22 protein-coding genes and 3 pseudogenes are annotated in these 25,217 nt (G+C 61.5%); 18 read left to right on the top strand and 7 right to left on the bottom strand.

The annotated features are described in order from the left end of the window. The 3 genes from RM190_RS22405 to RM190_RS22395 are packed head-to-tail and all read left to right on the top strand — an operon-like array spanning nucleotide 1 to nucleotide 5,457. Nucleotides 1-2,094, top strand: coding sequence for a glycosyltransferase (locus RM190_RS22405; protein ID WP_311761705.1), 2,094 nt, complete (start codon nucleotides 1-3; stop codon nucleotides 2,092-2,094). After that, entirely contained in the window at nucleotides 2,084-3,184 is a 1,101-nt protein-coding gene (locus tag RM190_RS22400; protein WP_311761704.1) for a zinc-dependent alcohol dehydrogenase, read from the top strand. The genes RM190_RS22405 and RM190_RS22400 overlap by 11 nt, the downstream gene beginning before the upstream one ends. Continuing rightward, nucleotides 3,181-5,457 carry a glycosyltransferase family 4 protein gene (locus tag RM190_RS22395; protein WP_311761703.1) on the top strand — a complete coding sequence of 759 codons (2,277 nt, stop codon included), beginning with the start codon at nucleotides 3,181-3,183 and terminating at the stop codon, nucleotides 5,455-5,457. Before RM190_RS22400 ends, RM190_RS22395 begins: the two co-directional genes overlap by 4 nt. 137 nt (nucleotides 5,458-5,594) lie before the next feature. On the opposite strand, the pseudogene RM190_RS22390 reads toward RM190_RS22395, so the two are convergent. Continuing rightward, a pseudogene (locus RM190_RS22390) lies at nucleotides 5,595-6,347 on the bottom strand (IS3 family transposase); the annotation flags it as partial. A gap of 141 nt (nucleotides 6,348-6,488) precedes the next feature. Next, nucleotides 6,489-7,148 (bottom strand): hypothetical protein, encoded by a 660-nt coding sequence (locus RM190_RS22385; RefSeq protein ID WP_311761702.1) that lies wholly within the window; start codon nucleotides 7,146-7,148, stop codon nucleotides 6,489-6,491. 155 nt (nucleotides 7,149-7,303) lie between these two features. On the opposite strand from RM190_RS22385, the pseudogene RM190_RS22380 reads away from it, so the two are divergent. Then, a pseudogene (locus RM190_RS22380) lies at nucleotides 7,304-7,390 on the top strand (IS5/IS1182 family transposase); the annotation flags it as partial. A gap of 31 nt (nucleotides 7,391-7,421) precedes the next feature. Beyond that, nucleotides 7,422-8,078 (top strand): arsenical resistance protein ArsH, encoded by a 657-nt coding sequence (arsH, locus tag RM190_RS22375; protein WP_311761701.1) that lies wholly within the window; start codon nucleotides 7,422-7,424, stop codon nucleotides 8,076-8,078. A 377-nt stretch (nucleotides 8,079-8,455) separates the two neighbouring features. Here arsH and RM190_RS22370 read toward each other — a convergent pair whose 3' ends face one another. Together RM190_RS22370 and RM190_RS22365 are read right to left on the bottom strand one after the other, a co-directional pair. After that, entirely contained in the window at nucleotides 8,456-8,746 is a 291-nt protein-coding gene (locus RM190_RS22370; RefSeq protein WP_311761700.1) for a BrnA antitoxin family protein, read from the bottom strand. After that, complete coding sequence (locus tag RM190_RS22365; RefSeq protein WP_311761699.1) at nucleotides 8,743-8,991, bottom strand: BrnT family toxin; 249 nt, start codon at nucleotides 8,989-8,991, stop codon at nucleotides 8,743-8,745. Before RM190_RS22365 ends, RM190_RS22370 begins: the two co-directional genes overlap by 4 nt. A 162-nt stretch (nucleotides 8,992-9,153) precedes the next feature. Between RM190_RS22365 and RM190_RS22360 the strand changes: the two genes are divergently transcribed. The 10 genes and pseudogenes from RM190_RS22360 to RM190_RS22315 all read left to right on the top strand — a co-directional run bounded on the left by RM190_RS22360 (nucleotide 9,154) and on the right by RM190_RS22315 (nucleotide 19,020). Next, nucleotides 9,154-9,786, top strand: a complete 633-nt coding sequence (locus tag RM190_RS22360) for a tyrosine-type recombinase/integrase (RefSeq protein ID WP_311761698.1) — start codon at nucleotides 9,154-9,156, stop codon at nucleotides 9,784-9,786. A 416-nt stretch (nucleotides 9,787-10,202) separates the two neighbouring features. After that, the gene (locus RM190_RS22355; protein ID WP_311761697.1) at nucleotides 10,203-11,408 is read left to right on the top strand and encodes an IS256 family transposase; all 1,206 of its coding nucleotides are present in this window, start codon (nucleotides 10,203-10,205) and stop codon (nucleotides 11,406-11,408) included. Nucleotides 11,409-11,457: 49 nt separating this feature from the next. Beyond that, nucleotides 11,458-11,571: pseudogene (locus tag RM190_RS22350) on the top strand (IS110 family transposase); the annotation flags it as partial. A gap of 409 nt (nucleotides 11,572-11,980) precedes the next feature. Next, the gene (locus RM190_RS22345) at nucleotides 11,981-12,493 is read left to right on the top strand and encodes a hypothetical protein (protein WP_311761696.1); all 513 of its coding nucleotides are present in this window, start codon (nucleotides 11,981-11,983) and stop codon (nucleotides 12,491-12,493) included. 38 nt (nucleotides 12,494-12,531) lie between these two features. Next, nucleotides 12,532-13,875: an amidohydrolase family protein gene (locus tag RM190_RS22340; protein ID WP_311761695.1), complete on the top strand. Its 1,344-nt coding sequence runs from the start codon at nucleotides 12,532-12,534 to the stop codon at nucleotides 13,873-13,875. A gap of 372 nt (nucleotides 13,876-14,247) precedes the next feature. Continuing rightward, nucleotides 14,248-14,856: a TRAP transporter small permease gene (locus RM190_RS22335; protein WP_311761694.1), complete on the top strand. Its 609-nt coding sequence runs from the start codon at nucleotides 14,248-14,250 to the stop codon at nucleotides 14,854-14,856. Continuing rightward, nucleotides 14,856-16,118 (top strand): TRAP transporter large permease, encoded by a 1,263-nt coding sequence (locus RM190_RS22330; RefSeq protein WP_311761693.1) that lies wholly within the window; start codon nucleotides 14,856-14,858, stop codon nucleotides 16,116-16,118. Before RM190_RS22335 ends, RM190_RS22330 begins: the two co-directional genes overlap by 1 nt. Nucleotides 16,119-16,134: 16 nt before the next feature. Then, the gene (locus RM190_RS22325; protein ID WP_311761692.1) at nucleotides 16,135-17,127 is read left to right on the top strand and encodes a TRAP transporter substrate-binding protein; all 993 of its coding nucleotides are present in this window, start codon (nucleotides 16,135-16,137) and stop codon (nucleotides 17,125-17,127) included. A gap of 111 nt (nucleotides 17,128-17,238) precedes the next feature. Beyond that, on the top strand, nucleotides 17,239-17,940 hold the full coding sequence (locus RM190_RS22320) for a GntR family transcriptional regulator (protein WP_311761691.1): 702 nt from the start codon (nucleotides 17,239-17,241) through the stop codon (nucleotides 17,938-17,940). Nucleotides 17,941-18,057: 117 nt separating this feature from the next. Next, nucleotides 18,058-19,020 carry a dihydrodipicolinate synthase family protein gene (locus RM190_RS22315; protein ID WP_311761690.1) on the top strand — a complete coding sequence of 321 codons (963 nt, stop codon included), beginning with the start codon at nucleotides 18,058-18,060 and terminating at the stop codon, nucleotides 19,018-19,020. Nucleotides 19,021-19,414: 394 nt separating this feature from the next. Here RM190_RS22315 and RM190_RS22310 read toward each other — a convergent pair whose 3' ends face one another. The 3 genes from RM190_RS22310 to RM190_RS22300 are packed head-to-tail and all read right to left on the bottom strand — an operon-like array spanning nucleotide 19,415 to nucleotide 22,151. Then, complete coding sequence (locus tag RM190_RS22310; protein ID WP_311761689.1) at nucleotides 19,415-20,278, bottom strand: alpha/beta hydrolase; 864 nt, start codon at nucleotides 20,276-20,278, stop codon at nucleotides 19,415-19,417. A gap of 17 nt (nucleotides 20,279-20,295) precedes the next feature. Further along, the gene (locus RM190_RS22305) at nucleotides 20,296-21,198 is read right to left on the bottom strand and encodes a poly(ethylene terephthalate) hydrolase family protein (protein WP_311761688.1); all 903 of its coding nucleotides are present in this window, start codon (nucleotides 21,196-21,198) and stop codon (nucleotides 20,296-20,298) included. A 14-nt stretch (nucleotides 21,199-21,212) separates the two neighbouring features. Beyond that, nucleotides 21,213-22,151, bottom strand: coding sequence for an alpha/beta hydrolase family protein (locus RM190_RS22300; protein ID WP_311761687.1), 939 nt, complete (start codon nucleotides 22,149-22,151; stop codon nucleotides 21,213-21,215). Between the two features lie 208 nt (nucleotides 22,152-22,359). Between RM190_RS22300 and RM190_RS22295 the strand changes: the two genes are divergently transcribed. The 3 genes from RM190_RS22295 to RM190_RS22285 all read left to right on the top strand — a co-directional run bounded on the left by RM190_RS22295 (nucleotide 22,360) and on the right by RM190_RS22285 (nucleotide 24,744). After that, complete coding sequence (locus RM190_RS22295; protein ID WP_311761686.1) at nucleotides 22,360-23,037, top strand: response regulator transcription factor; 678 nt, start codon at nucleotides 22,360-22,362, stop codon at nucleotides 23,035-23,037. Beyond that, nucleotides 23,034-24,410: a sensor histidine kinase gene (locus tag RM190_RS22290; RefSeq protein ID WP_311761685.1), complete on the top strand. Its 1,377-nt coding sequence runs from the start codon at nucleotides 23,034-23,036 to the stop codon at nucleotides 24,408-24,410. Before RM190_RS22295 ends, RM190_RS22290 begins: the two co-directional genes overlap by 4 nt. Before the next feature lie 76 nt (nucleotides 24,411-24,486). After that, entirely contained in the window at nucleotides 24,487-24,744 is a 258-nt protein-coding gene (locus tag RM190_RS22285) for a YMGG-like glycine zipper-containing protein (protein WP_311761684.1), read from the top strand. Nucleotides 24,745-25,217 lie beyond the last annotated feature (473 nt).

The raw sequence follows: 25,217 nt of genomic DNA, 5'->3' as shown, positions 1-25,217 counted from the left end.
ATGCGCGCGCTGCTCATCACCGACAGTCCGGACCCTTCTGGCGTGGGCGAACATATGCTCACCCTTGCCGCCGCGCTGCCAGCCGGAATGGCGACGCTGGCCTTTCCCGATCACGAGGCGGGGCGGCAACTGGCGCTGCGCGCCCGCGGCCTGGGCCTCGCATCAGTGACCTTCGGGGCGGACGCAGCGCAGGCGACGATCGCGCGCTTTCCGGCCGAGATCGTTCATGTCCACGCTGGCATAGGGTGGGAGGGACACGAGCTATGCCGAATCGCCTCCGAGGCTGCAAAGGGGGTGATCCGGACCGAGCATCTGCCGTGGTTGCTGACGGATGAAGACCAGATCCGCGCCTATTGTGACGCCGCGAAGCGGCTGGACGCGCTGATCTCCGTCTCGCTTGCCGCGCGCGAAAGCTGGGCGGCCGCGCTGGTCGCAATGAAGTGTGATGGGCTTCAAGCACAGGCAATTCAGAATGGCATCGCCCTTCCGCCTGCCGTCCATCATGGCGGTGACGGTCTGGAGTTGCTCTGCGTGGGCCGCTTTACGCCGCAAAAGCGGCACCGGATTCTGCTGGCCGCTCTTGCGCGGCTCCGGCGCGACGGGACGCTGGCCCGACTGCGGCTGGTCGGGCTGGGACCGGGCGAGCGCGCGATACGCCGCTGGGCGGACCGTCTGGGCCTTGCCGGGGCGGTCGAGTTTCTGGGTCGCCGTGAAGATGTGTCCGATCTTATGGCGCAGGCGGATCTCTTGGTGCTGCCCTCGGCCTTCGAGGGACTGCCGCTGGTCCTGCTGGAAGCCATGGCGATCGGACTTCCGGTCGTTGCGACCGATGTCTGCGGATCGCGCGAGGCCTTGGGACAGGGGCATCCGTGGCTTGTGCAGCCGGGCAGTTCGCGGGCGCTGGCCGATGCACTGGCTTCCGCCTTGGCCGATCCGGCAGGGCGGGCCTCGGCAGCGGCTGCCGGGCGCAGCCGTTGGGCCGAAACCTTTACCGACGCCCGCATGGCCGCGTCGGTCCTGACGATCTACCGCGCCTTGCTGCGCCAACGCGATGAGGATGGAATGGGAAAAACCAGGCTGGGTTTCATCGGCGCTGGCGGTATCGCTCACCGCCATTTCGGTACGCTTGGCAGCATGGACGATGTCCATATCGCTGCGGTCGCCGATCCTGATACCACGCGCGCCGGACTGGCGGCGGCGGAGACCGGCGCCGTCGCCTATGCCTCGCACGAGGAAATGATGGCCGCCGAGGAACTGGATGCCATCTATATCTGCGTTCCACCCTTTGCCCACGGTGCCCCGGAACGCGCCTGTCTGGAAAAGCGCCTGCCATTTTTCGTCGAAAAGCCGTTGTCGCTGGACATCGCACTGGCCGAGGACATCGCGGCAGAGGTCGAGCGCACCGGACTTGTCACCGCCGTCGGATATCACTGGCGCTATCTCGACACGATGGACGAAGCCCGCGGGCATCTGGTCGACAACCCCCCTCACCTGCTGCAAGGCTTCTGGCTGGACCAGACCCCGCCGCCGCAATGGTGGTGGCACGAGGATCGCTGCGGCGGTCAGCTCGTTGAACAGGCGACCCATGTCATCGACGCGGCACGCTTTCTGGCGGGCGATGTGACCGAGGTCTTTGGTATGGTCGCGCGGCGGGACCGGCAGGACTTTGACGGGCTGACCGTGCCGACCGCGACGGCTGCGACCCTGCGCTTTGCCTCGGGGGCCATCGCGAACCTGTCGGCAACCTGCCTTTTGCGTTGGAACCACCGGGTCGGCCTGCATGTCTTTGCCGACGGGCTAGCACTTGAGATCAGCGATCATGACCTGATGGTCGATGTGGGGCAGGGTCGTCCCGTCAGACATGCCGAGGGCGATCCTGTCTGGCGCGAGGACCGCGACTTCATCGAGGCGGTGCAGGGCCGCGAAAACCGCATTCGCTGTCCCTATTCCGAAGCGCTGGAAACCCATCGCGTGGCGCTGGCAGTCGCTCGTTCGAGCCGCGAAGGGGTTCTTGTAAGGATGGAGGGGCTGCGGGCTGATCCGCAGCCTATCTTTTGTCAAACCGCTGCGCAAAGCGCCGACAATGCCGCATGAACATCGCCGCGTGCGCAGTCTTGGGATCGCGCGCGCGGGTGAGCCTTATTTGTTCGGATATGACGAGGCGCCCGCCCAGGACGGACAGCTTCGGCTGGAACTGCTTTATACTGGTCTTTCGGCGGGAACCGAGCTGACCTTTCTGAAGGGCACGAACCCCTACCTGCACAGCCGCTGGGATGAGGGACTGGGGGTCTTTTTGCCGGGCGAGCCCTCGACGCATTATCCAGTCAACTTTCTGGGCTATATGGAGGTCGCGCGGGTCATTGATGCCCGCGCGCCCGGCCACGCCAAGGGCGACGTGCTGGCGGCCAGTTTCGGTCACAAGACCGGCCATGTCGCCGACCCCGCGCATGACCTGCTGGTGCCCCTGCCGCCCGAAATCGACCCGATGCTGGGGATCTTTGTCGCGCAGATGGGCCCGATTGCCGCGAACGGCATCCTGCATGCCGGTGCCGATCAGTTCGGCGCGGCCCTGCCCAATCTTGGCGCGGCGGTCGAGGGGCGGCCGGTGCTTGTCTGGGGCGGGGGCACTGTCGGGCTGTTTTGCGCAATGTTCGCCCGCGCTGGCGGGGCGTCGCACGTCGTCGTCGTGGACCCATCGCCCTTCCGCCGCCGGATCGCGCAAGCCATGGGGTTCGACGCGATGGAAGAGGATCAGGCCGTGCGCCACGCGAAATCCGCATGGCATCACAAGGTCGGCGGACGGGGCGCGGAATATGTCTTTCAGACCCGAGCGCACTCGGACAGCCTGAACCGATGCCTGCAAGCCTTGCGGCCGCAGGGCACGGTGATCGACCTTGCCTTTTATCAAGGCGGCATGAACGACACCCGGCTGGGCGAGGAATTCCACCATAACGGGCTGGCGATCCGCTGCGCCCAGATCAACCGGATGCCGCGTCAGCTGGCCCATGCTTGGGACCAGCGGCGGTTGGCACTGGAAACCTTGCGGCTGTTGCAGACCGAGGGCGACCTGATCCGCCAGCACATGATAACCCACGTCATCGGCCTTGATGACGCGCCAGAATTCCTGCTTCGGCTGGTGGCCGAACGGCCCGATTTCCTTCAGATCGTGTTTGAGGCGCCATGAACCCCGATGACCTCCGCAGCTGGGGCGAAATCCCGCCCGTTGCTTTCCCGATGCCCCCGGCCGATCACGGCAAAATCCGCATCGTCTTTGTCCTTGCCTGGCTGGTGGTGGGCGGGGAAGAGACCGAGATCCGGCTGCTGGCACAGAACCTGCCCCGCCACCGCTATCGCATCGAAGTGATTCCATGCTTTCGCAAGCAGGGGATGCCCGACCAGTCGCATGAGCAACTGACCGCGCTTGGCGTCCATGTCGACTCCACCGCCTATGCGCTGAGCTATGAGGATACAGTTGACTATCTGCGCCGCCGTCTGGCGGGGGCGGATGTGGTGATTTCCTGCCAGAACGTCGCCGACATCTATCCGGCCCTGGAGCGGATGGCCCTGCGCCCACCCTTGATCGAGCATGGCGGTCTGGTCAGCGAGGCTTTGGCCGGTCCCAAGCATTTGACCACCCGCTATGTCGGGGTGTGCGACAGCATCCGGGCCGCCGCCGCCAAGCGCATGCCCGGGCGATCCCGGCACGCGGTCGAAATTCCGTCGATGGTGGATCTTGCCGAATTCCGCCCGGAACGGCGTGGGGCAATGCGGGCGGCGCTGGGGATTGGTGCCGACGAGGTGCTGGTTGACTGGGTCGGTCGGCTTGACCGCAAGAAACGGGTCGAGGATTTCATCGTCGCAGCGTTGCAGGTGTCGCGGCAGGAACCCAGGGCGCGGTTCATCATCGTCGGCGGCCCCGACGCCTTCATGCCTGAATACGCAACCGAACTTTACCGCATGGCGCGCCCATTGGGCACAAGCATCACCTTTACCGGAGACCGCAAGGACGTGGCGGACCTCATGGCCGCGATGGACCTGTTCTGCTGGCTGTCGGAAGGCGAAGGTATGCCCCATGTCATCGCCGAGGCGGGCGCGGCTGGCCTGCCGGTGATCGCCACCGCCGATAATGGCGCCAAGCAGCAGATCGTGGATGGGGTCAGCGGCCTGTTCGTCTCGCATCGCGATCCCAATTCGGTCGCCGCGGCGATCACGCGGCTGATCGGAGACGAAGGCCTGCGCCGCAAACTGGGAAACAGCCTGCGAATCCATGTCGAGGCAAACTACTCCGCCCGCGCCGTCGTCCTGCAATGGATCGATCTGATCGGCACGGTTCTGGCCGACCGGCAGCCCGCCCCGCCGCCCTCGACCTTCAAAAGCTTCGTGATCGGCGGGTGGGAGGCATCGACGCAGCGATTGGGCTCGGGTCGGCGGATCGACATGATCTCGGCCATCGGTCACGACGTTCACGGGGCGCAGGATTACCGCCAGCTTGCCGGACTGGGCCTTCTCGCCTGCCGCGATGGCGCGCGCTGGCACCTGATCGAGGCATCGCCGGGGCGCCACGATTTTTCAAGCCTCGCGCCCATGATCGCGGCGGCGCGTGACGCCGGAACACAGGTCATCTGGGATCTGTTGCATTACGGCTGGCCCGACGACCTTGATATCTGGCAACCGGCTTTCGTGGAGCGCTTCGCGGCATTCGCGCGTGCGGTCGGGCGGCTGCACCGCGATCTGACCGATGCCGTGCCGTTCTGGTGCCCGGTGAATGAGATCAGCTTTTTTGCCTGGGCGGGAGGTGACGCGCGCTACCTGAACCCCTTTGCCGCGCATCGCGGTTTCGAGCTGAAATGCCAGCTGGCTCGCGCCTCGATCGCCGCGATGTCCGAGCTACGATCCATCGACCCCCGCGCGCGCTTTGTCCACGCCGAGCCGATGATTGCCATTCACCATGACCCCACGACCCGGCATAGCTATTTCGACGCGCGCGGCCATCACGACGCGCAATTCCAGGCTTTCGATTTGCTGTCTGGCCGGATGTGGCCCCAGCTTGGTGGAGACCCCTCATTTCTGGACGTGGTCGGCGTCAATTACTACTGGAACAACCAATGGCTTCATGGCGGTCCGCCGATCGACATGGATCATCACCACTATCGGCCGCTCTCGGACCTGCTCTTCGACGTTGCTGCACGCTACGGCCGCCCGGTGCTGATCGCTGAAACCGGAACCGAGGGGGACCGCCGTGCAGCGTGGTTCGCCTATATCCGCGACGAGGTCGCCCGCGCCCGCGCCCGGGGCGTCCCGGTCGAGGGAATCTGTCTTTACCCGATCGCGAACCATCCCGGCTGGGACAATGACAGGATGTGCCCCAATGGATTGCTTGGTCACGACGCCTCCGGCGGCGCGCGCAAGGTCGAGACCGGCCTTGGCATGGAATTGCGGCACCGAGAGGGACTCTAGCGAAGTTACGACGGCGCGCTGATCTTCACCCAGTACCCACTTTGATTTACGCTTGCTTTGTTTCGGCGCTGTAGCTGCCTGTCGGGATCAAGCCTGATTGAGCTACTCCCCGATCCTTGGACAGTTTTCGAGCATGTTTAAGCTACTGCCTGCGCCTGCCGGTCGGTTTCGATCCTGTTGAAGTAGACCACGGCGGGGGGCAAGCCGCCATGGGCAGTGTGTGGCCGCCGATGGTTATAGAAGGTGACCCAAGATCCGATGGCGGCCTTTGCCTGAGACCCGGTCTCCCAGGCATGCAGGTAGACGCATTCGTATTTCAGGGATCGCCACAGGCGCTCGATGAAGACATTGTCGATGCACCGCCCCTTGCCGTCCATCGAGATGCGGGTGCCGACGCGCTTCAGCCGATCTGTCCAGGCGAAGGACGTGAACTGGCTGCCTTGGTCAGTGTTCATGATCGTGGGCGCGCCGAACCGGTGGATGGCTTCGTTCAACGCCTCGACGCAGAAGTCCGCTTCAAGGGTGTTCGATATGCGCCAGGCCAGAACTTTGCGCGTGAACCAGTCCATGATGGCGACCAGATACAGGAACCCCCGCCGCATCGGGAGATAGGTGATGTCGGCGCACCAAGCCTGGCCGGGGCGATCCACGCGCAGCCCGGCCAAAAGATAGGGATAGGTCTTGTGCCCCTTCCGGGGCTTGCTGGTGTTGGGCTTCTGATAGATCGGCATCAGGCGCATAAGTCGCATGAGCCGCCGGATGCGCTTCTGGTTCACGCCATGCCCCTCGTTCTGCACGTGCCAGGTCATCTGGCGAACCCCATAGAACGGCGTGTCGAGGAACTGCCGGTCGATCAGCCGCATCAGGCCGAGGTTCTGATCCGTCTCTCCAGCCGGCTCCGGTCAGGCGTGGTCTGGTCCGCCGAATCGTCGGCGCAGTCATCCGAGTGCGAAGACGAACACCGCGGCCCCCGCGCACGCATCAGACGGCGCAGGGGTAGTTTCAGATCGCGGGCAGCACCGACTGGTGCTTCAGCTTTTGCCGCCGGGCTGTTTGCGGTTCAGGTCCGGGCGCGAATTCGGATCTCTGGTCACTTGGTTCGTGGGGTCAATGCGCTGCTGACGTTGATCGATCACCAGCTTGCCCGGGTGACGCAATTCACTGGGACCTGACTTCGTGTTCACGCTTTCGCTGCGTTGCAACGGCGCGGGAACGTTCAGCTTTTGCGACCGCAGGGGGCGGGTCGATTTCGCCAGCCACAAACCCAGCCAGAGGCCGAGCCCAAGGGCAGCGAAGCCTCCGATTACCGAAGGGAATGGCAAAACCAGGTGCCAACCGGGGCTGAGCCTGACGGGAAGCAGCCCGTAGTCGATCAGCAGCGCCAGCAACGCTGTTCCCACAGCCGCAAGGGCGGTTGAGTGGGACAATCGCAGCAGCACGGTCGCAATCCCCGCCCAGAACAGGCAAGAGATGAGGTGGATTGCCAGACCCAGCCCGGTATGCGGCAGGTCTACAGCGTCGATGTGCCGGACTTCAGGCCCATGGATCGCTTGCGTTGTCACGTTGAAGGGCATCCAGAAGGGATGACCGGCCAGCATCGACAGGATAGCCAGCACGATCCCTGAAAACACCGCCGCGCAGATCCCGCCATAGAGGACTTCGGTGATTGTGAAAGTTGGACGAGCGGTCATTTTCCATCCTCACGTCGGTAGGTGCATGCGGGGTTAACCTGCTCATCTCCCCGATGTTCCGAACACGATCATGCTCGTGATAGAGGAACAGCTGGTGCTGCTGATTATTGGCATCGGCGGATTGGCGCGGGAGGTTCGACCGCCTCACCGACTGAAGGCGCCTGGTATCCCGCTATGATCGTTGTCCGAAGGTTTTTCTCTCCGGCATCGCTCTCGCTGCAGCCGTCATCTGTTGGTTATGAATCCTGAGTCTAAATCTGGCTATCGTCTCACGTGAATGTTCGACCACGGGTCAGCCATCCGCCGCACATCCTGCTGCTTTACGGCTCGCTCAGGGAACGCTCCTACAGCCGGTTCGCCACGCTGGAGGCAGGGCGTCTGCTGCGCCATTTTGGCTGCGGGACGCGGGTCTTTCATGCCAATGGCCTGCCATTGCCGGACGATGCCGCGGCGGATCATCCCAAGGTCCGGGAACTGCGCGATCTGTGCCTTTGGTCCGAAGGCCAGGTCTGGACCAGCCCGGAGCGGCATGGCGCGATGACCGGCGTGATGAAGTCTCAGATCGACTGGATTCCGCTGGCCATGGGGGCAATCCGTCCCACGCAGGGCCGCACATTGGCCGTCATGCAGGTCTCGGGCGGCTCACAATCCTTCAATGCCGTAAATCAGATGCGCGTGCTGGGTCGCTGGATGCGGATGTTCACGATCCCCAACCAGTCCTCGGTCGCCAAGGCCTATGACGAGTTCGACGAAGCCGGGCGGATGCGCCCGTCCAGCTACTACGACCGCATCGTCGATGTGATGGAGGAACTGGTCCGCTTCACACTGTTGACTCGCGATCTGTCCGACGTCCTGACTGATCGTTATAGCGAGCGCAAAGAGGCCGCGGCGAAGCTCGAGGCAAGGGTTAACCTGAAATCCGCGACCTGATGATCTCGACGTCACGTTAGCCAGTCAGCTCACATCGCGATCATGCGGTCTAAGGCTCCGCGAATCTTGAGGTGGTTGGTGCTCGCACGTAGCAACACTTTGCATGCGCAGAAATTCGAGGCCCGGCAGACTTTTCGGATGTCCGCGATGGGCTCTCGAGGGACATGCGGCGGGGCAACAATTGGTGAGTTTGGCTGAGCGAGCGACTTGGCCCCCCGGCTCGGGCGGGCCGGCCCCTTGCCGCCGGTCGAGCGCAGCGCATTCTTCGCGGCGGCGTTAGCCGTAGCGACCCGTCACACTTGTCGAAGCGAAAGCTGCGCAGCCGATAAGCACGCGCATTTGCGGTGAAGTCGGTCAATCACGCGATAGAGCGAACATTACAGTCCAGCCGCTGACCTTAGCGCCTCGTTCATTCGGCTCTGCCAACCAGGGCCCTGTGCCTTGAAGCGCGCCACCACCTCCTGATCAAGTCGAAGAGATACGGCCACCTTGGGGTTTTCGGACCTTGGACGACCACCGAGATTCTTGCGCAGGTTACTTGCCAACTCGGGAAAAACTTCCTGAAAAGGCTTCGCCCGGGCAATTTGGTCGTCCGTGGCTTCCGGAGCGTCAGGGTCACTCGCGATCATGCGCTGGATCTTCTCTTCGGTCAGGTGCTTTTTCGTCATAGCAGGCTCCTTTCCTTTTTGCTTGCCGGGCGCATCGAGATCACGGAGATCCCCTCGCTACCCAACGTGGCAAAGACCACTGCGATCGTGCCATCAGAAAGTCGGCCAATTGCCATGTGCCGTCCTTCCTTGCTTGGGACTACCATGGACGACAGAAAGAATTCTTCGTTCAAATCGGCAAAGTCCAATCCATGCTTGGCACGGTTGATCTGCCGCTTTGGTTCATCCCAAACGATCATCAGCATATGTTTATGTATATACGAAAACCTGAATCTGTCAAGGCATCGATGGGGGCTGTTCCAGACATAGCATGCAAAAAGAGCCGAAAGACTCGGAAGCTTGGTGGTACCTTCCTCCCTGTCGGATCAGCCGAAGTTAGGGTGGGCAGGCGGACAGGAGGTAACACCATGTCCAACGACCTTCTTCCCGCCCTGCGTCCCGAGCGCCCGCCATGGAACAAGGGACGCATCATCGGCCAGAAACGCCCTCTGCTGCCAAAGCACGTCTGGTCGATCCGCGTCCGTCTGGAGATGGCAGGCAACAAGCGGGATCTGGCACTGTTCAACCTGGCCGTAGATAGCAAGTTGCGCGGCTGTGACCTCGTCGGTCTGAAAGTCCGCGATGTCTTCGCCGCGGGACGGGTGAAGGAGCGCGCCTCCGTGACCCAGAGCAAGACCGGAAAGCCTGTCCGCTTCGAAATCACCGAGACGACGCGTCAGTCTCTTGAGCGCTGGATTGCCGACCCTGAGATGATTGGCATCGAGTATCTGTGGCCCAGCCGCCTGCACCACAGTCCGCACCTGTCGACACGGCAATACGCGCGGGTCTTGCGTGAATGGGTGATGTCGATCGGGCTGGAACCTAGTGCCTATGGCACCCACTCGATGCGACGCACGAAGGTGGCGCAGATCTACAAGAACACGGGAAATCTGCGGGCGGTGCAGCTTCTGCTGGGTCACACCAAGATGGACAGTACCGTTCGCTATCTTGGCGTCGATCTCGATGACGCGCTCACCTTGTCAGAGGGAACTGATCTGTGAACAACACACCGGCCGACAGGATTCTTGCCGGCCGGCCCGTTACCATGCTGCGTCGCAGCATTTTGCGAAGTCGCCCCTCAGGCAACGCGCCGCGAAAACCGTGAGGAGATGGGGAGCGATGCGGACCTCTTTGCTGGAGCAAAGACTTTTTTGAGCGGGGCTGCGTCGAAGGCCGGAGACCCCGACGTGCGCGCCGCACTCTACGCGGCGGCGAATGCCATGCTGATGCGCGCGGTCTCAAGCTCCGGCATCAAGAGCTGGGGCCTCCTGCGCTTGCTGCGTAGGAAGGGCCGCGTTAGCGTCCGAGGAGCTGGTGTAATTTCGTCGCCATCGGCGGTGTGATCCCAGGTGGCCATCGAGGTGTATGTTCGAGGTGGAGTTTGGCGACTTCAACCACGGACCTTACGGAGACCCCGATGACCAAGACGAACATGGACCTGTCCGAGCTTCTGGCCAAGCACGATCAGGGTGATTTCCTGCGCGGCATTGCCGAAGCGGTGCTGCAACTGATCATGGAGACCGATGTGGAAGGCATCATCGGCGCTGGCCGCCATGAGCGCAGCGGGGAACGCACGACTTGGCGCAACGGGTATCGAGAGCGCGCTCTCGATACCCGTTTGGGCACGCTGAACCTGCGTGTGCCGAAGTTGCGGCAGGGCAGCTACTTTCCGGGCTTCCTTGAGGCCCGCAAGACATCGGAGCAGGCCTTGGTCGCCGTCATACAGGAGGCATGGATCGGCGGCGTCTCCACCCGTCGCGTCGACGAACTGGTGCAGGCGATGGGGCTGAGCGGCATCTCGAAGAGCACCGTCTCGAAGCTGTGCAAGGACATAGACGAGCGCGTCGGCGAGTTTCTGAACCGCCCATTGACCGGCGAGTGGCCCTATGTCTGGCTGGACGCCACCTACCTCAAGGTGCGCCAGGGTGGCCGGATCGTGCCGGTCGCGGCGATAATCGCCGTGGCCGCGAACACCGAGGGCCGCCGCGAAATCATTGGTCTGGCGATCGGCCCGTCCGAAGCCGAGACGTTCTGGACTGAGTTCTTGCGCTCATTGCGTGCCCGAGGCCTTGGCGGGGTCAGGCTGGTGATCAGTGATGCCCATACCGGTCTCAAGGCAGCCATCGCCCGCGTGTTCGAGGCCACATGGCAGCGGTGCCGCGTTCACTGGATCAGGAACGCCCTCGCGCATGTCTCGCGCGGCCAGCACACCGTCGTTGCCGCCGCGATCCGGCAGGCCTTCGACCAGCCCGACCGCGCCCATGCGGGCGAAACCTGGCGCAAGGTGTCCGAACAGCTGCGCCCGCGTTGGCCGAAGCTGGCCGATCTCATGGACGCCAGCGAGCATGACGTGCTGGCCTATATGTCCTTCCCGCGACAGCACCGCACCAAGCTGCACACCACGAACCCCATCGAACGCCTGAACAAGGAGGTGAAGCGGCGCGCCGATGTCGTCGGGATCTTCCCGAACGAGGCATCTATCATGCGCCTGATCGGTGCCGTGCTGTTCGAAGCCAACGACGAATGGCAGACCTCGAGCCGCTACATGATGGTCGAGGCCTTCGCCCAGATCGACAAGGAGGAAATCGACCCCATTCTCAGCATAACCACAAAAGCCGCCTGATCATGCCCTCAGGCCATCAGGAAATTTACACCAGCTTGACGGACCTGACCAGGGCCGCCGAAGGGCGGTGGTCGCCGTCGCCGGAAAGCTCGCCGTCGTCATGCATCGCATGTGGACCGACGGTACCGAGTTCCGCCGTGATCGATCGGAGGGCGTCGCATGACCTGACCCTTTCGACTGATCGCGACGGGATCGTCCTCACCGGACGAGGTCCGTGGATGACGCCGAAAATGGCTGCTGTGGCTGACACACCGCTAGACAAAGCTTGGCGCTCCACAGCCAATCCGACACATGCATGCAGCGGCCTTCACATCAACACGGGCCAGTTCAGACTGCGAAGAGAGGCTTGACCCGGATGAGCGACAAGATCCCGACGAAGGCACAAAACCGAGCTTGACCTGATCACCCGATTAGAGAAGCTGCCGCTCACCATGCGTGCGGGCTTCCACAAAACGGCCGCATTTTTCTACAAGGCACGTAACTCCTTGCCAAATGTAGAACCCATTGCCATCCTCCAATCAGCACGCTGATCCCTTCCGGGACCCCTTCGCATCGTCTGCACAGGAGCGCACATGGCCTTGATCTCCTACAAAAAGGCCGTTCGCCTGGCCATTGTCTTTTGCCTTAGCTCCTGGCCGTATGGTGCGCAAGCGCAAGACGGTTCTCCTACCACAGCCATCGCCGCGGATCCGGACAGGCTATCGGAAATGTTCGCTTGGTGGAATGGGGCGATGGCCCAGCCAGGGGCCTTCACCGAAGAAGGTTTTGCGGCCTATTTCACCTCCGACGCACCTCTGCTCATCGACGGGGCCGAGGTGATGCGTGGCCCGGCCGGATGGGCCGAACGGTTCCAGATGATCCAGCAGATGACCGACGCGGTCGAGATTGTGCTGCCGTTCCGCTACAGTTTCCAGCAAGGGGACCGCATTTATACCTATCACATCATCCGCAGCCGCGCGCAGGGCAAGGTATCCTGCATGCTGGCGGCAGGCCATGCGGATCTGGTGGGAGACAAGATCGGCCGAGTGACGCTGGTCCGGGCCGAGATCGATCCTGCCTCGGATCCAGACTGTTGGCGCGAATAGCGCCTTTCCTTCTGCAATAGCTTTAGGAGACAAGACACATGCGCCTGAAATCGCTCCGTCTTCTCGCACTGGCAATCGGGTTGGGATTGCCGCAGGCAAGTCTCGCCGAGCCCACAGCTCTGACCGCAGACGGCTACATCGACGTGCTGACTGGCGACGTGGTTCGCGACGCGGTGATCGTCGTCGATAATGGCCGCATCCTCGCTGCCGGCACGGCCGCAGACACGGCAATCCCTGATGACGCCCGCCGCGTCGATTTGCCAGGCAAATGGCTCGTGCCTGGTCTGATGAACGTCCATGTGCACTTGGGCCTGATCCTTCCCGGCATTCAGATGCTGGAACTGGCGGATGAATCCGAGGCGGCGCTGGCGCTGCGCATGGCGGACAATGCCTACAAATCCCTGCTGAGCGGGGTCACCACCATCCGCTTGACCGGCGAGGTCAGGCACGCCGACCTGGCTGTGGCGCGCGCGATCGAGCGGGGCCAATTCCCTGGCCCACGCATCTTTACGGCGGCCGAGATCGTCAGCATCACCGGCGGCCATGGCACCACGCTGGAGCCGACCAACGACGGACCCTATGAGGTGCGCAAGGAAACCCGGCGCCAGATCCGCGCTGGTGCCGACTGGATCAAGATCGCCATCACTGGCGGCATCGGCACCCCCGGCGGCGGCGTGGCTCAGGGCCTGATGATGCCCGACGAAATTCAGGCCGCGGTCGAAATCGCCACCCGTCACGGTGTCAAGGTGACGGCGCATTCCGGTTCCTCGGACGCAACGCGCGAGGCGGTGAATCTGGGGGTCAAAGGTATTGAGCACGGCTATTTCCTCGACCGCGAGGTCTTGCAGCTGATGCATGAGAAGGACGTCTGGTTCGTGCCGACAATGATTGTCAGCCAGCCAGCCACTTTTGAGTTCTTCCGCCGAATCGGGGCGCCCGATTGGTATATGGCCCGGGTGAAAGAGGTAGGGGTCGATCACTGGAAGGCGTTGAAGACGGCGGTCGAGGAGGGCGTGAACATCGCGCTCGGCAGCGACCAGTTCCCGTTTGAGCCCAATGACGGCACCACTGCCACCATCCGCGAGGCCGAGTATTATCTCGAGGCCGGCATGACGCCGCTGGAGGCACTCCAGGCCGCCACAATTCAACCAGCGCGGATGCTGGAAATCGAAGACCAGACCGGATCGCTGAGCGTCGGTAAATTAGCCGATATCGTTGCGGTCCAGGGCAATCCGCTGGAGGACTTCCACGCACTTCGCTCATTGGGGTTCGTCATGAAAGGCGGGCATGTCTATCGCAACGACTGGGGCGAAGACGACGCCCGGACCGTGCCCCTCCCTGACGAAGAGCCCACGGACGCGCATTATCACGACCCGTTCTGACGGATCGGTTCCGTCCTCGCTACGTGGCGCCGCTGCTTAAGGCGCCGACCAACATGCTGCGGTGCGGAAATTAGCGGATTTGGCTGAGGCCGGCGGCCGGACCTTCTTATAGGGAAGGCCGGCCCATACCTGCCGAACGGCCTGTCACCATGCTGCGCGGCAGCATTCGTCAAAGCGGCCGTAAGGGCATAGCGCAGCGATATCCTCACAGCCCTGGGGTGTTGTTGCAGAGCCTCGGGAGCGGGCGCTCTGCCCGAGGAATGAAACGTTCGTGCATTCATTGGGGAAAAATGCGCCAATTGCGCCAAAAGCATTGACAAAATCTTCTTAAAATACTCCAAAAATGCAGAGATAATACAAAAAGGATTCGTCATGGAAGGCACGCCGTTGCGCCGCGTTCGCGCAGCTGAAGCTGTGGCCGACCTGTCGCAGGGACTGGTCAGGGTGGAGAAGCTCGCCGCAGGATTATTGATGGGAATCCTGCTTGCACTCATACTTCTCAATGTATCCACGCGCGCTTTGCGCACTCCCATCTATTGGATCGACGAGGCTTCCATCCTGGCCATGGTCTGGCTCGGTTTCATCGGTGCCTCCGTCATGATCCGGCTCCGGATCGACTTCGCCGTCACCCTGCTTGCCGACAATGTCTCCAACGCATGGAACGGGCGAGTCCGCGCTCTTGCCTCCGGTTTGTCACTGGCTTTCGCAATTGGCCTTGCCGTCATGTGCTGGTTCTGGCTTGACCCCATCGGCATCGCGTCCCACGGTTTCGACGCCAAATCATATGCCGGTGAGAGTTTCAATTTTCTCTATACCGAGCACACGCAGACGCTCGAATGGCCAACTTGGCTCGTCAGCATCGTCATCCCGATCTTCTCACTGACTCTGATAGTGCATACCGCCGCCAATCTTCTTGAGGATCTCGGACTGGTCGAGAAGCGCACCCAGGATGCCATGGCAACTGCCGAGGAGGCTGCCTGATGTTGTCCTTTGTCATCTTTGTCTTCGTGATGATGGTCGGGGTCCCGATTTCGATCACGCTCTGCCTCACCGCCGCAGCCTATATCTGGCAGACGGACAACACGGTGCTATTCGCATCCTTCCCAACCCAGATGTTCACCGGTCTCGACAGCTACGGCCTCATCGCCATCCCGCTCTTCATCCTGATCGGCGAGGTCATGAACGGTGGAGGGATTACGCGCCGTATCATTGACATGTCGATGGCCTTTGTCGGGGCGATGAAGGGCGGCCTTGCCTATGTGAATCTCATCGCCAACATGTTCGTCGCCTCGATCCTGGGATCCGCCGCGGCCCAGGTCGCCCTGATGGGACAAATGGTCGTGCCTGAAATGGTGCGGGCAGGCTACGACAAGACCTTCTCCGCGGGGCTGACGGCCTATGCAGGCATGCTTGGCCCGATCATCCCGCCGTCCATCATGTTCGTGGTCTACAGCGTCATGGCGCAGGTTCCCGTGGGAACCATGCTCGCGGCGGGGATCATTCCCGGTGTCATGCTTACAGTGTCATTCTGCGTGATCATCGCGTTGATGGGCTACGTCTACAATTATCCCCGCGGCGAAAAGCGGACTGCGAGGGAGCGGATCTCGACCATCACCCGTGCGATCCCGACGCTGCTCATTCCGTTGATCATCGTAGGCTCGATCCTGACCGGCCTTGCAAACCCGACGGAGGCCGCGGCGCTTGGTGTGGTCGCATCGGTTCTGGTGGGCCGTTATGTGACGCGGGACCTTCGCTTCGGGCAATTGCCGCGCATGTTCGTCAAGGCCGGCATCCTATCGGCTGGCATCCTCTTCCTGATCGCTGGAGCCGCGGTGTTCAGCTGGGTTCTCGTCTACGGCATGGTTCCACAGCATGTAGCCGCCTGGATCCAGACGGTTGCCCATGACCCGATTACCTTCATGCTCATGGTCAATGTCATCCTTCTCGTCATCGGGACGGTGATCGACGGCGCTCCGGGCCTGATCATGACGGTTCCGATCCTTCTACCCATCGCGACCGATGTCTATGGCATCGACCCGGTCCATTTCGGTGTTGTCGCCGTCGTCAACCTGGTGCTCGGCTTCCTGTCGCCACCGGTTGGCCTCAACTTCTTCGTGGCCGCGGCGGTCACGGGGGCCAAGCCGGGCAAGATGTTCATCGTGACGCTGCCTTTCTTCTTCGTCAGCTGCATCATCCTGGTTTTGCTGTCGATCTTCCCGTCGCTCTCGACTTTCTTCAACTGATCAACAGGGGACTTCCATGACAATCTCACGCCGCCTCTTCCTCAACAGCGCGATCGGCGCCTCCGTCGTCCTGGGCGCCCCTGGCATCCTGCGGGCCCAGGGCAAGAGCACCTATCGTCTCGGCATCACCACGCCGCCCGGCCACCCGTGGAACGTCGCGGCCGAGACCGTCGGCAAACGCCTGGCCGAGGAAACCGATGGCCGGTCATCGATCCAGGTCTTCCCGTCCAACCAGCTTGGCAACGAAGCTGCAATGCTCCAGCAGATGCAGTCGGGCGCGCTCGACATGGGCTGGATCATGACTGCCGAGCTTGGTTCGCGCGTCCCGGCAATCGCGGCGATCAACGCCCCGTGGCTGGTTCCCACGACAGAAAAGGTCGCTGCCCTTGTGCGCACTCCCGAAGCGATGAAGCTGCTCGATGTCCTGCCTGCCGAAACCGGAACGATCGGCTTGGGCTATGGCATCACTACCCTACGGGTCGTCTTCACCGGCAAGGAAACCGCGGGCATCGATGACATCCGCGGCATGAAGCTCCGGATCAACACGACCCCGGCCTACCGCGACTTCTACCAGCTGCTCGGCGCTGCGCCGACGCCGATCCCGACACCGCAAGTCTTCGATGCGATGTCGAACGGCCAGGTCGACGGGCTTGAATCCGACCTGGATCTGGCCTGGAACCAGCGCTTCGACAAGGTCTCCAAGACCATGATCCGCCTCAATGCGCTCTTCATGCCTTGCGTGGCCCTGGTTTCCGCCCGTAGCTGGAAATCGGTGGCCGAGGCCGACCGTGAGCTGATCACGCGGCTCACCCAGGAAGAGCTTGGCAAACAGATCGACGCGACCGTCGCAAACGAAGCGACCCGCCTTGAAGACTTCAAGGCTTCGGGCATCAAGATCGTCGATGTCGACATGGCCAACACCGCCGAGATCACGGAGGCCTATGACAAGGTCTGGTTGCCGAAGGCACCGGCCATTGCCGAGCTTCGGAAAGTAGGCGCCAGCCTTTAATCCGGCTATGATGTACCGGGGAGGGGCGGCCGTCTGGCCGCCCCTCTTTGGGTTTTCAGGGGCAACAACTGCCTCGATGTTTTCTTGAAATTCTTATTAGCAGGTAAGCAGATGCCGGACACACCAGAAGAAGTATCGCCCCCCCGTCGCGGACAGATCGTCCAGCATGTCTATGACATCCTGAAGGACGACATCCTGAACCTGATCATGGCGCCGGGAAGTCCGATCGACGAGGTCCAGCTCTCCGAGCGCATGGGAACCTCACGAACTCCGGTCCGAGAGGCCCTCGTGCGACTGGCTGCCGAAGGCCTGGTGATCACCTTGCCCACACGATCGACGATGGTGACCCCGATCGATTTCCTGAACCTCAAGTCGTTCTTCGATGCGATCACGCTCATGTATCGCGTCACCACGCGGAATGCAGCCGAGATGCATAGGGAATCCGATCTCGTGGTGATCAGGGAATGCCAGGCGCGCTATGCTGCTGCCGTCGACAACCAAGATGCGATCGCGATGATCGCCATCAACCGCGAGTTCCACGCGGCCATCGCCGAGGCCGGACGCAATTCCTACTACACGTCTCTCTTCTGCCGCCTGCTCGACGATGGTAGACGGCTTCTGCGCCTTTACTACCTGTCCTTCGATGACAAGCTTCCGCGCGAGTTCGTAACCGAGCACGAGGAGATGATCGCGGCCATCGAGGCACGGGACATCGAACTTTGCGACCGTCTGGGCGCATCGCATGCAGAGCAGATCATCCGAGTGATCCAGAAACTTCTCATTGACCAGAGACCAAGCCAGATCTCGCTCTGATTGTCGAAACAAACCAAGCAAAAGCGCCACAATTGAGTCGACACTGAATATACAACAAGTATATTTAGTTCGAAACTGCCTCAAGCGGGGCGGTCTTCATGACATCAGGAGATCAATATGGCTGACAATTTCTTCTCGGGATGCATTCCCGCCCTCATGACGCCCTGCACCACGGATCGTCGTCCGGATTTCGACGGGCTGGTGAAAAAGGGCCTTGAGCTCATCGGCCTGGGCATGTCTGCCGTCGTCTATTGCGGCTCGATGGGCGATTGGCCGCTGCTCACCGACGAGGAGCGAATGGAGGGCGTGGAGCGCCTGGTGAAGGCCGGGGTTCCCGTGATCGTGGGCACTGGCGCGATCAATACCGCGAAGGCAGTCGCCCTTGCCGCGCATGCAGCCAAGGTCGGCGCCCAAGGCCTCATGGTCATTCCGCGGGTGCTTTCGCGCGGCCCTTCGATCACTGCGCAGCGCAACCACTTCAAGGCGATCCTTGCCGCGGCTCCGGATCTGCCGGCCGTGATCTACAATAGCCCCTATTACGGCTTCCGGACGCGTGCCGACCTCTTCTTCGACCTGCGCGCCGCACACCCGAACCTGATCGGCTTCAAGGAATTCGGCGGCGTCGACGACCTGCGCTACGCCGCCGAGTTCATCACCAGCAAGGATGATGGCGTGACGCTGATGGTCGGCGTCGATACCTGCGTCTTCGATGGCTTTGTCAATTGCGGTGCCACGGGCGCGATCACTGGCATCGGTTGCGTCCTGCCGCGCGAGGTTCTTCACCTCGTCGCGCTCTCGAAGGCGGCGGCAAAGGGCGATGCCGAGGCGCGCGCCCGCGCCCTCGAGCTTGAGCAGGCCCTGGCCGTGCTCTCGTCCTTCGATGAAGGGCCGGACCTGGTGCTTTATTTCAAGCACATGATGGTCCTGAAGGGGAATGCGGAATACCAGCTCCACTTCAATGCTGATGATGCGCTCTCGGCGAGCCAGCAGGGCTATGCAGAAGCCCAGCTCAAGCTTTTCGACACCTGGTATGCGAACTGGTCGAAGCAGCCCGGCGTCGTCGCGAAATACGCCGCCTGATTTTTTGACCCAGGCGATCCACGCGGGGCCAGGTCATGCAAGGAAGTCGAAGGGCGCCTCTGGGCGCCCCTATCCCGTCCCTTTCCGCACTCGCGGAACCATAGCACAGCGAGGGGTTTCGACACAGCCTCGGCCCGTTGCGGACGGTCGCATCCTGATAATGCCGCACGACAGCATTCCCCGAAGCAGCCGCTCCACACGTCCCGCAGCATTTTTGGCTGAGAAGCGTCTGCGATGCGGACCTAGCTGCCGTTTGCAGACGCAGCGAGGGCGAGCGTTTCGTTGTCGCGCTATGTACCCGTGCGGCGGTGAGTCGACTTTCGGCCGTGCGGCACTGCATCCGCAGCAACTGAGAATAGCCGCCGTTCGTGCGCGTCGCAGCTGCCACGGCGGATTATTCGCCGGACAAAAAGCCCTGCATGTTCAGCCAGGCGAGGAATTGCGACATCATCAGGGCGTTGGTTTCGCCCGGTTTGCCAGTCCCGAAGCCGTGGCCGCCGCTTTGATAGACATGCATTTCGACAGGGCGTCCGGCGTCGCGCCATGCAGTTACGAGCCCAAAATCGCCGCGGCTGAACAGAGGGTCATCCATGGCTAGCGCAACAAACAGCGGGGGCGCTTCGACCGGGACATCGACTGCCTCCATCGGGCCATAAACGTTGCCGAGAAACGCGGCGTTGGCGCCGCTCAGCACCGCATGCCGTGCAGCAATCGCACCGGCGGAGAAGCCGATGATTCCCAGCCGTTCCGGGTCAAGATCCCAATCATCGGCGCGGCCCCACAGCAGATCAAGGGCTGCGGTGACGTCCTCGGTTGCGTGGGCGGTTTCAACCTCCCGGGCGGGATCTGTGCTTGCTGCGCCAAACAACAGGGTAAGCAGATCGCGGGAGTATTCATCGGGATCTGCCGGAGTCGGGTTCAGTCGGTATTTCAACACAAAGGCAGTAATCCCCTGATCGGCAAGGGCGCGAGCAACGTCCCAGCCCTCGCCGTCCATTGACAGGAACATGAAAGCGCCGCCCGGTGCCACGATCACCGCCGCACCATTTGCGGTTCCAGATGCGGGCAAAACCGGCGTCAGCGTCGGATAGGTGACATTGCGGACATCACGCCCCGATCCGGTCAGCATCTCATCATTCGGGCTGCCCGGGTTGTCTGCGCCGTAAAGCGGAATTGCATCCGCGATGCGCGGCGCAGCTGCTGCCGTGGTGGCCATCGCCAGTAATGAGGCGGCAATGGCAAGAACTGGCGTTTTCATCCTATGTCCTTTCTGCTTTACAGGCCGGTGCGGGCGGCGCGACTGTCGGCCCAACTGCTGTTGTCGTTGAAAAATTCGCCCTGTGGAGCAAATGCCGCCGCTGCTCGACGGTCGCCGTTCAACTGCCACATCAGCCATGCGGTCGAATAACCCAGATAGGGACGCGGGCGCGGGCCGATTGCCTCGTGCCCGGCATGGCGCAGCAGAGCAAAGGCCTTGGGTGCGGTGCCGCCGACAGCCTCATACCAATCGGGATTGCCGCTATCGACCTGGCTCGCCCAGTGAAAGATAGAGCCGCGCGGCGACAAATCCGCATAGCTGGCCTGATCGACTGCACAGCACCAGCGGGCGAAGAAGTCGGGCGAGATGTGATAGGTCATATAAGTGCGAAACAGAGGTTCGTTGCGGGCGTGCAGCGCCGCGACTGAGGCGCCGCCTTGCGAATGACCGACCGCCGCCATACGCTTCCGGTCGATACGGCCGTAGAACGGGCTGGAGCGAGTTTCTCCCTGCCGGATGATATATCGGGCGGCATCAGCTACCGTCTGCCCGTTGCCCGTCATCTCGTCACGTGGGGCAATGACGACAAAGCCCCAGGATGCCAGATGGTCCAAAAATTGCGCGTAAACTTCGGGCTTTTGACCCGAACCGTTCGCCCATGCGACCACCGGGTGACGGCCGCCGCGCAGGCCAGGGGCGTTGTCCGTGGCGGGGCCTGTCGGCGCCCAGATCTCGCAGAATTGGCCTTTACTGGTGCAGGCCTCGTCGCTGGTCGAGCGGCTGACCTGCCACGGGCCACGCGCCATGAACGCTGCCTCGACCGGACCTTTTGCGTCGTATTCCGAACCGGGTGACCAGCCGCAGGCGGCAAAGCTGGCAAGCATCAGGCCAAGCGCGGCGTATTTGGTCCGTTTCAACATGTTTTTTGCGCCTGTCATTGGTTCTGCTCCTCGGTCTCTTGCTGTTTCATTAGTCCCTCGAACGAACTGGGGACGGTCGCCTCTTCCACGGTGTGGATCGACAGTTCCTCGCCGCCGATCACCAAACGATCCAGAAAGGCCAGGATCTCGGACTGTCGGTTCATCAGCGGCAGGGCGGCCAGCACATGATCGCCCTGCGGATAATCAACGAACCATTTCGGATAAGCCGGCCCGGCGAATTTGCGGAAGTAATAGGCCGGACCATAGCCTGCAAAATCTGCCTGCACCTCGTCATAGGTCACGAGCCAGTCTTTTGCGCCGTGAAAGAACATGATTGGCGCGGGGCGCGCAGCGAATTCCAGCGGTGTTCCTTTCGGCAGCCAGAAAGCACCCGCCATCGAGATGACCCCGGCATAGCGGAAGTTGGCGGGCAAATGCGCCTGCGCCAAGGGCGTTGAGTTAGCAGAATTGTACTCTGCTACCAGCGAGTTGGTGGCACCCGAACTGCCGCCAATGGTGACGATCTGCTCGGAGTTCACATTCCAGTCTGCTGCGTGATCGACCACAAAGTTTGTTGCATCGAACAGATCTTCGACGCCCCATTCGATGGCGCGCAGGTACATCTCGGTACCGTTGTCTTTTGTCATCTCGCCGGATGCTTTGGCGTCGCGGATACCCAACCGATAGTCGATGGCTACAATCGCGTAGCCTTCGGACAGGAAGGGCCTCCACATATCGACGCTTTCGCGGCTGCCACGGTCGCCCTGTTCCCAGCCCCCACCAAAAGAGTAGAGAATGACCGGACGCGGGCCTTCCGTCTCGATCGATGGATCCACGATCAGGTCAAGGTACAGGTCCTGACCACCTTTGCTGCCGTATTGGTAGGTTGTGTAATCCAGCCCGCCCGCGGCGTCCTCTGCGAGGGAGAGCGAGGGTGACAGAGAAAGAAGCATGGCGCTGATGAGGACAGCGCGTCGGTCTAGTATCGGCAATGTATTTCATCCTTCCTAAGATCGGGGCTCTGCCGTGCGCTAAGGAACGATGGTTACGCCAAGCTTACGTGGCCCAAGATCGGCACGCATTTTCATGTCCCTCTCATGCCGTGTAACGCTCCGGTAAGTATTGGGCGCCAGAACCACCGGGCAGCGGACGGAGAGACATATGCGAGTGCTTTTGGTCGAAGATGAACCGGAAATGGCCGAGGCGTTGCGTGCGGCCCTGCGGCGTCACAATATCAATGTCGATACGGCGGAAACGCTCGAACTCGCCCGTGAAGCTTTGGCTAACGGTGTCCACGATGTCGTATTGATCGACCGACAGATGCCCGATGGCGACGGTCTTGGCCTCGTGCCCCTGCTGCGCGCTTCGCCGCGTCAGGTTCCAGCAATCATCATCTCGGCCTTGGGCAAGACGCATCAGCGTATCGACGGTCTGAACATCGGCGCAGATGATTATCTTCCCAAGCCCTTCGAGGTGGATGAGTTGCTGGCACGCATCCATGCCGTTTTGCGCCGTTCTCCCGAGATAGTAGAGGACACGATGTGCATTGGTGGTCTGGCCTATGATACCTCCGCACGGGAAGTACGGGTCAGCGGCCAAAAAATCGACCTCACCCGTCGCGAACTTCTCATCCTCGAAACGCTGTTGCGCCGTCCGGGTCGGACGGTTGTCAAAGCGGCGCTTGAAGATGCCGTTTATGGCTTTGACGACGAAATCCAGTCCAACTCGCTCGAAGCCAACATGTCTCGGCTACGACGCAAATTGGCTGATGCCGGGGCTGGTGCTGAAATCCACAATGTTCGGGGCGTAGGCTATTTCATCCGAGAGGTGGAGGAATGAACGGGCGCGCCCAGACCCTGAGATGGCGGATCACGCGGGGACTGATACTTTTCCAGATCGTCGCTTTTATGGTGCTTTCCATAGTCATGCTCGGACTTGTGTTCCACGCGTCATTTTCCGGCGTGATCGTTTCCGGCGAGGCGGGACGAGCCGTGGCAGCTTCGATTGTGCGGGATGGCGATGGCGTGCTGGTTGTGCGCCCCAACGAGTCTTTGCGAACGATACGCGAAGCATCGCCCTCCTTCTGGTTCATCGTAGAGGCCGAGGATGGAGCGCGAGTGATGTCAGGTGCACCGCCTGCGTTTGCACTGAACATGATAGACGACGCCGCGCGCCTTAAAGCCATGGATATGCGTAGCGCAAAGGACGATCCAAACCTTACCGCCAAATTTGAGCGTCGTTCTGGTCCGGCAGGCGAACTCTACCTCCTGGTTGGAGGCGGCGCGTTCATCAGCGATTTCAAAGCCACGCTTCTGTTGGCCCTGCTGGTGATCGTCGTACCAGTAACTGTACTCATTCTGTTGACGCTCGCCATCGTGCCGGCCTTCGTACGGCGTAGCTTGAACGGCATACTAGACGTGTCTCGGCAAGTCGCTCAAATCGACTATGACAGCCGCGGACGCCAGTTACCGTCCAACGATCTGCCGGATGAAATCGTCCCCATTATCGAAGGTATGAATGAAGCCCTGCGCCGCTTGGATGCAGGCATTGAAGCCACTGAGCAGTTCTTCATGAACGCTGCACATGAACTGCGAACGCCGATCGCCATAGCCCAGCTTCGCATCGACGCGCTACCGGATGGCCCAGATCGAGACAACCTTCGCCAGATCACCCGCCGCTTGGCAACCATGGCGCACCAACTGCTGGAGATCGAGCGGTTCCGCCAAGGCGATTTGGCGCACACTTCATTGGATTTGGGCGAGATTCTCTCGGAGGCGGTCGCCGACTTGGCACCCTATGCCGTGGCTCGCGGCTATGATCTTGCGCTCGAGAAGCCTGAGCAACCTGTGCGGATGACAGGTGACCGCGAAAGCTTGGACAGAATGATCGTAAATCTGGTTCAGAATGCCGTGCAGCATGGCGGCGGACGTGGCACCATCGCGGTTCGGCTGGACCCCTCGGGCATCATCGAAGTTCAGGATGAGGGACCGGGCATCCCCTTTGAACACTGGAACCATGTCTTCGAGCCGTTCTATCGTCGAAATCCGCATGGTGCGGGGGCCGGCCTTGGCCTGAAAATGGTGCGCGATATCGCCCAGGCACATGGCGGCGAAGTGAATATTGTGGATGGTTCGTTCGGGGCGACGTTTCGTATCAGATTGCCAGTGCAGCAAGGGCAGAGCACCGATCAAAAATCCAAAAAAGGCAGGTAGGACTACGACGCCGTAATGTCCGCGTAATTCTTTCCCCTCATCAGACCTTCGAGGCCACGGAAAAACCGGCCCAACTATGAGGACAATGATCATGCAAAAAACCGCTCTTCGTCTTTCCGTCGCAACTTTCCTGATTGCGGGACTGGCCGCTTGCGAGCCCAGTCCCTATGGCGGATCGACTATCTCTCCGGATGCTCAACGTGCTGCGGGCGGTGCGGTCGCAGGCGCACTGATCGCAAAAGCATTCAAAGAGGATCCCGCAAAAGGAGCGCTCATCGGCGCAGGCGCTGGTGCACTCTGTGACGACGCCGGTGTCTGTCAGCGCAGATACTGAACCTGTCCATTGCCATGGGGCAAATCTAATATGGCTTGCAATTAGGCTGAGTTCTCAGCCTGATTGCCGAGCTGAGCTGCCATCGTCTTTCAGTGGATGCCACATCGGCAACATTCCCCACAATGATCGTCGGCTTGGGGCATGCGGCGCTGCGGCACTTGTCATGGCCGAGCGTCAGCGACGGGCCGGACCCGATGCTGCACTTGCACAGCCCACGAACTCGCTGCGTCCGGGCCGAGTGTCGGCTTTGGGCTCCGTGCGTCGGGGGGCGATGGGCTCTGAGCGACGCACGCCGCGTCTGGGATCTGATCAGGCCGCCAGATCGCAGTGAGGTGGCGGCGATGCGGACCAAGCGGACGTTTGCTTCTGCAGAATCTCTAAAACGTGCTTGAACCTCACGCCCGATCGGTCCTATCAATTCAACATATATTGAGGTGTTGATTCGATGGACGAACCCCAAGCGCTGGCGGCCT

The organism is Paracoccus broussonetiae, from assembly GCF_031854425.1.
Lineage (GTDB): Bacteria > Pseudomonadota > Alphaproteobacteria > Rhodobacterales > Rhodobacteraceae > Paracoccus > Paracoccus broussonetiae.
This window is presented reverse-complemented; position numbering and strand designations above follow the sequence as displayed.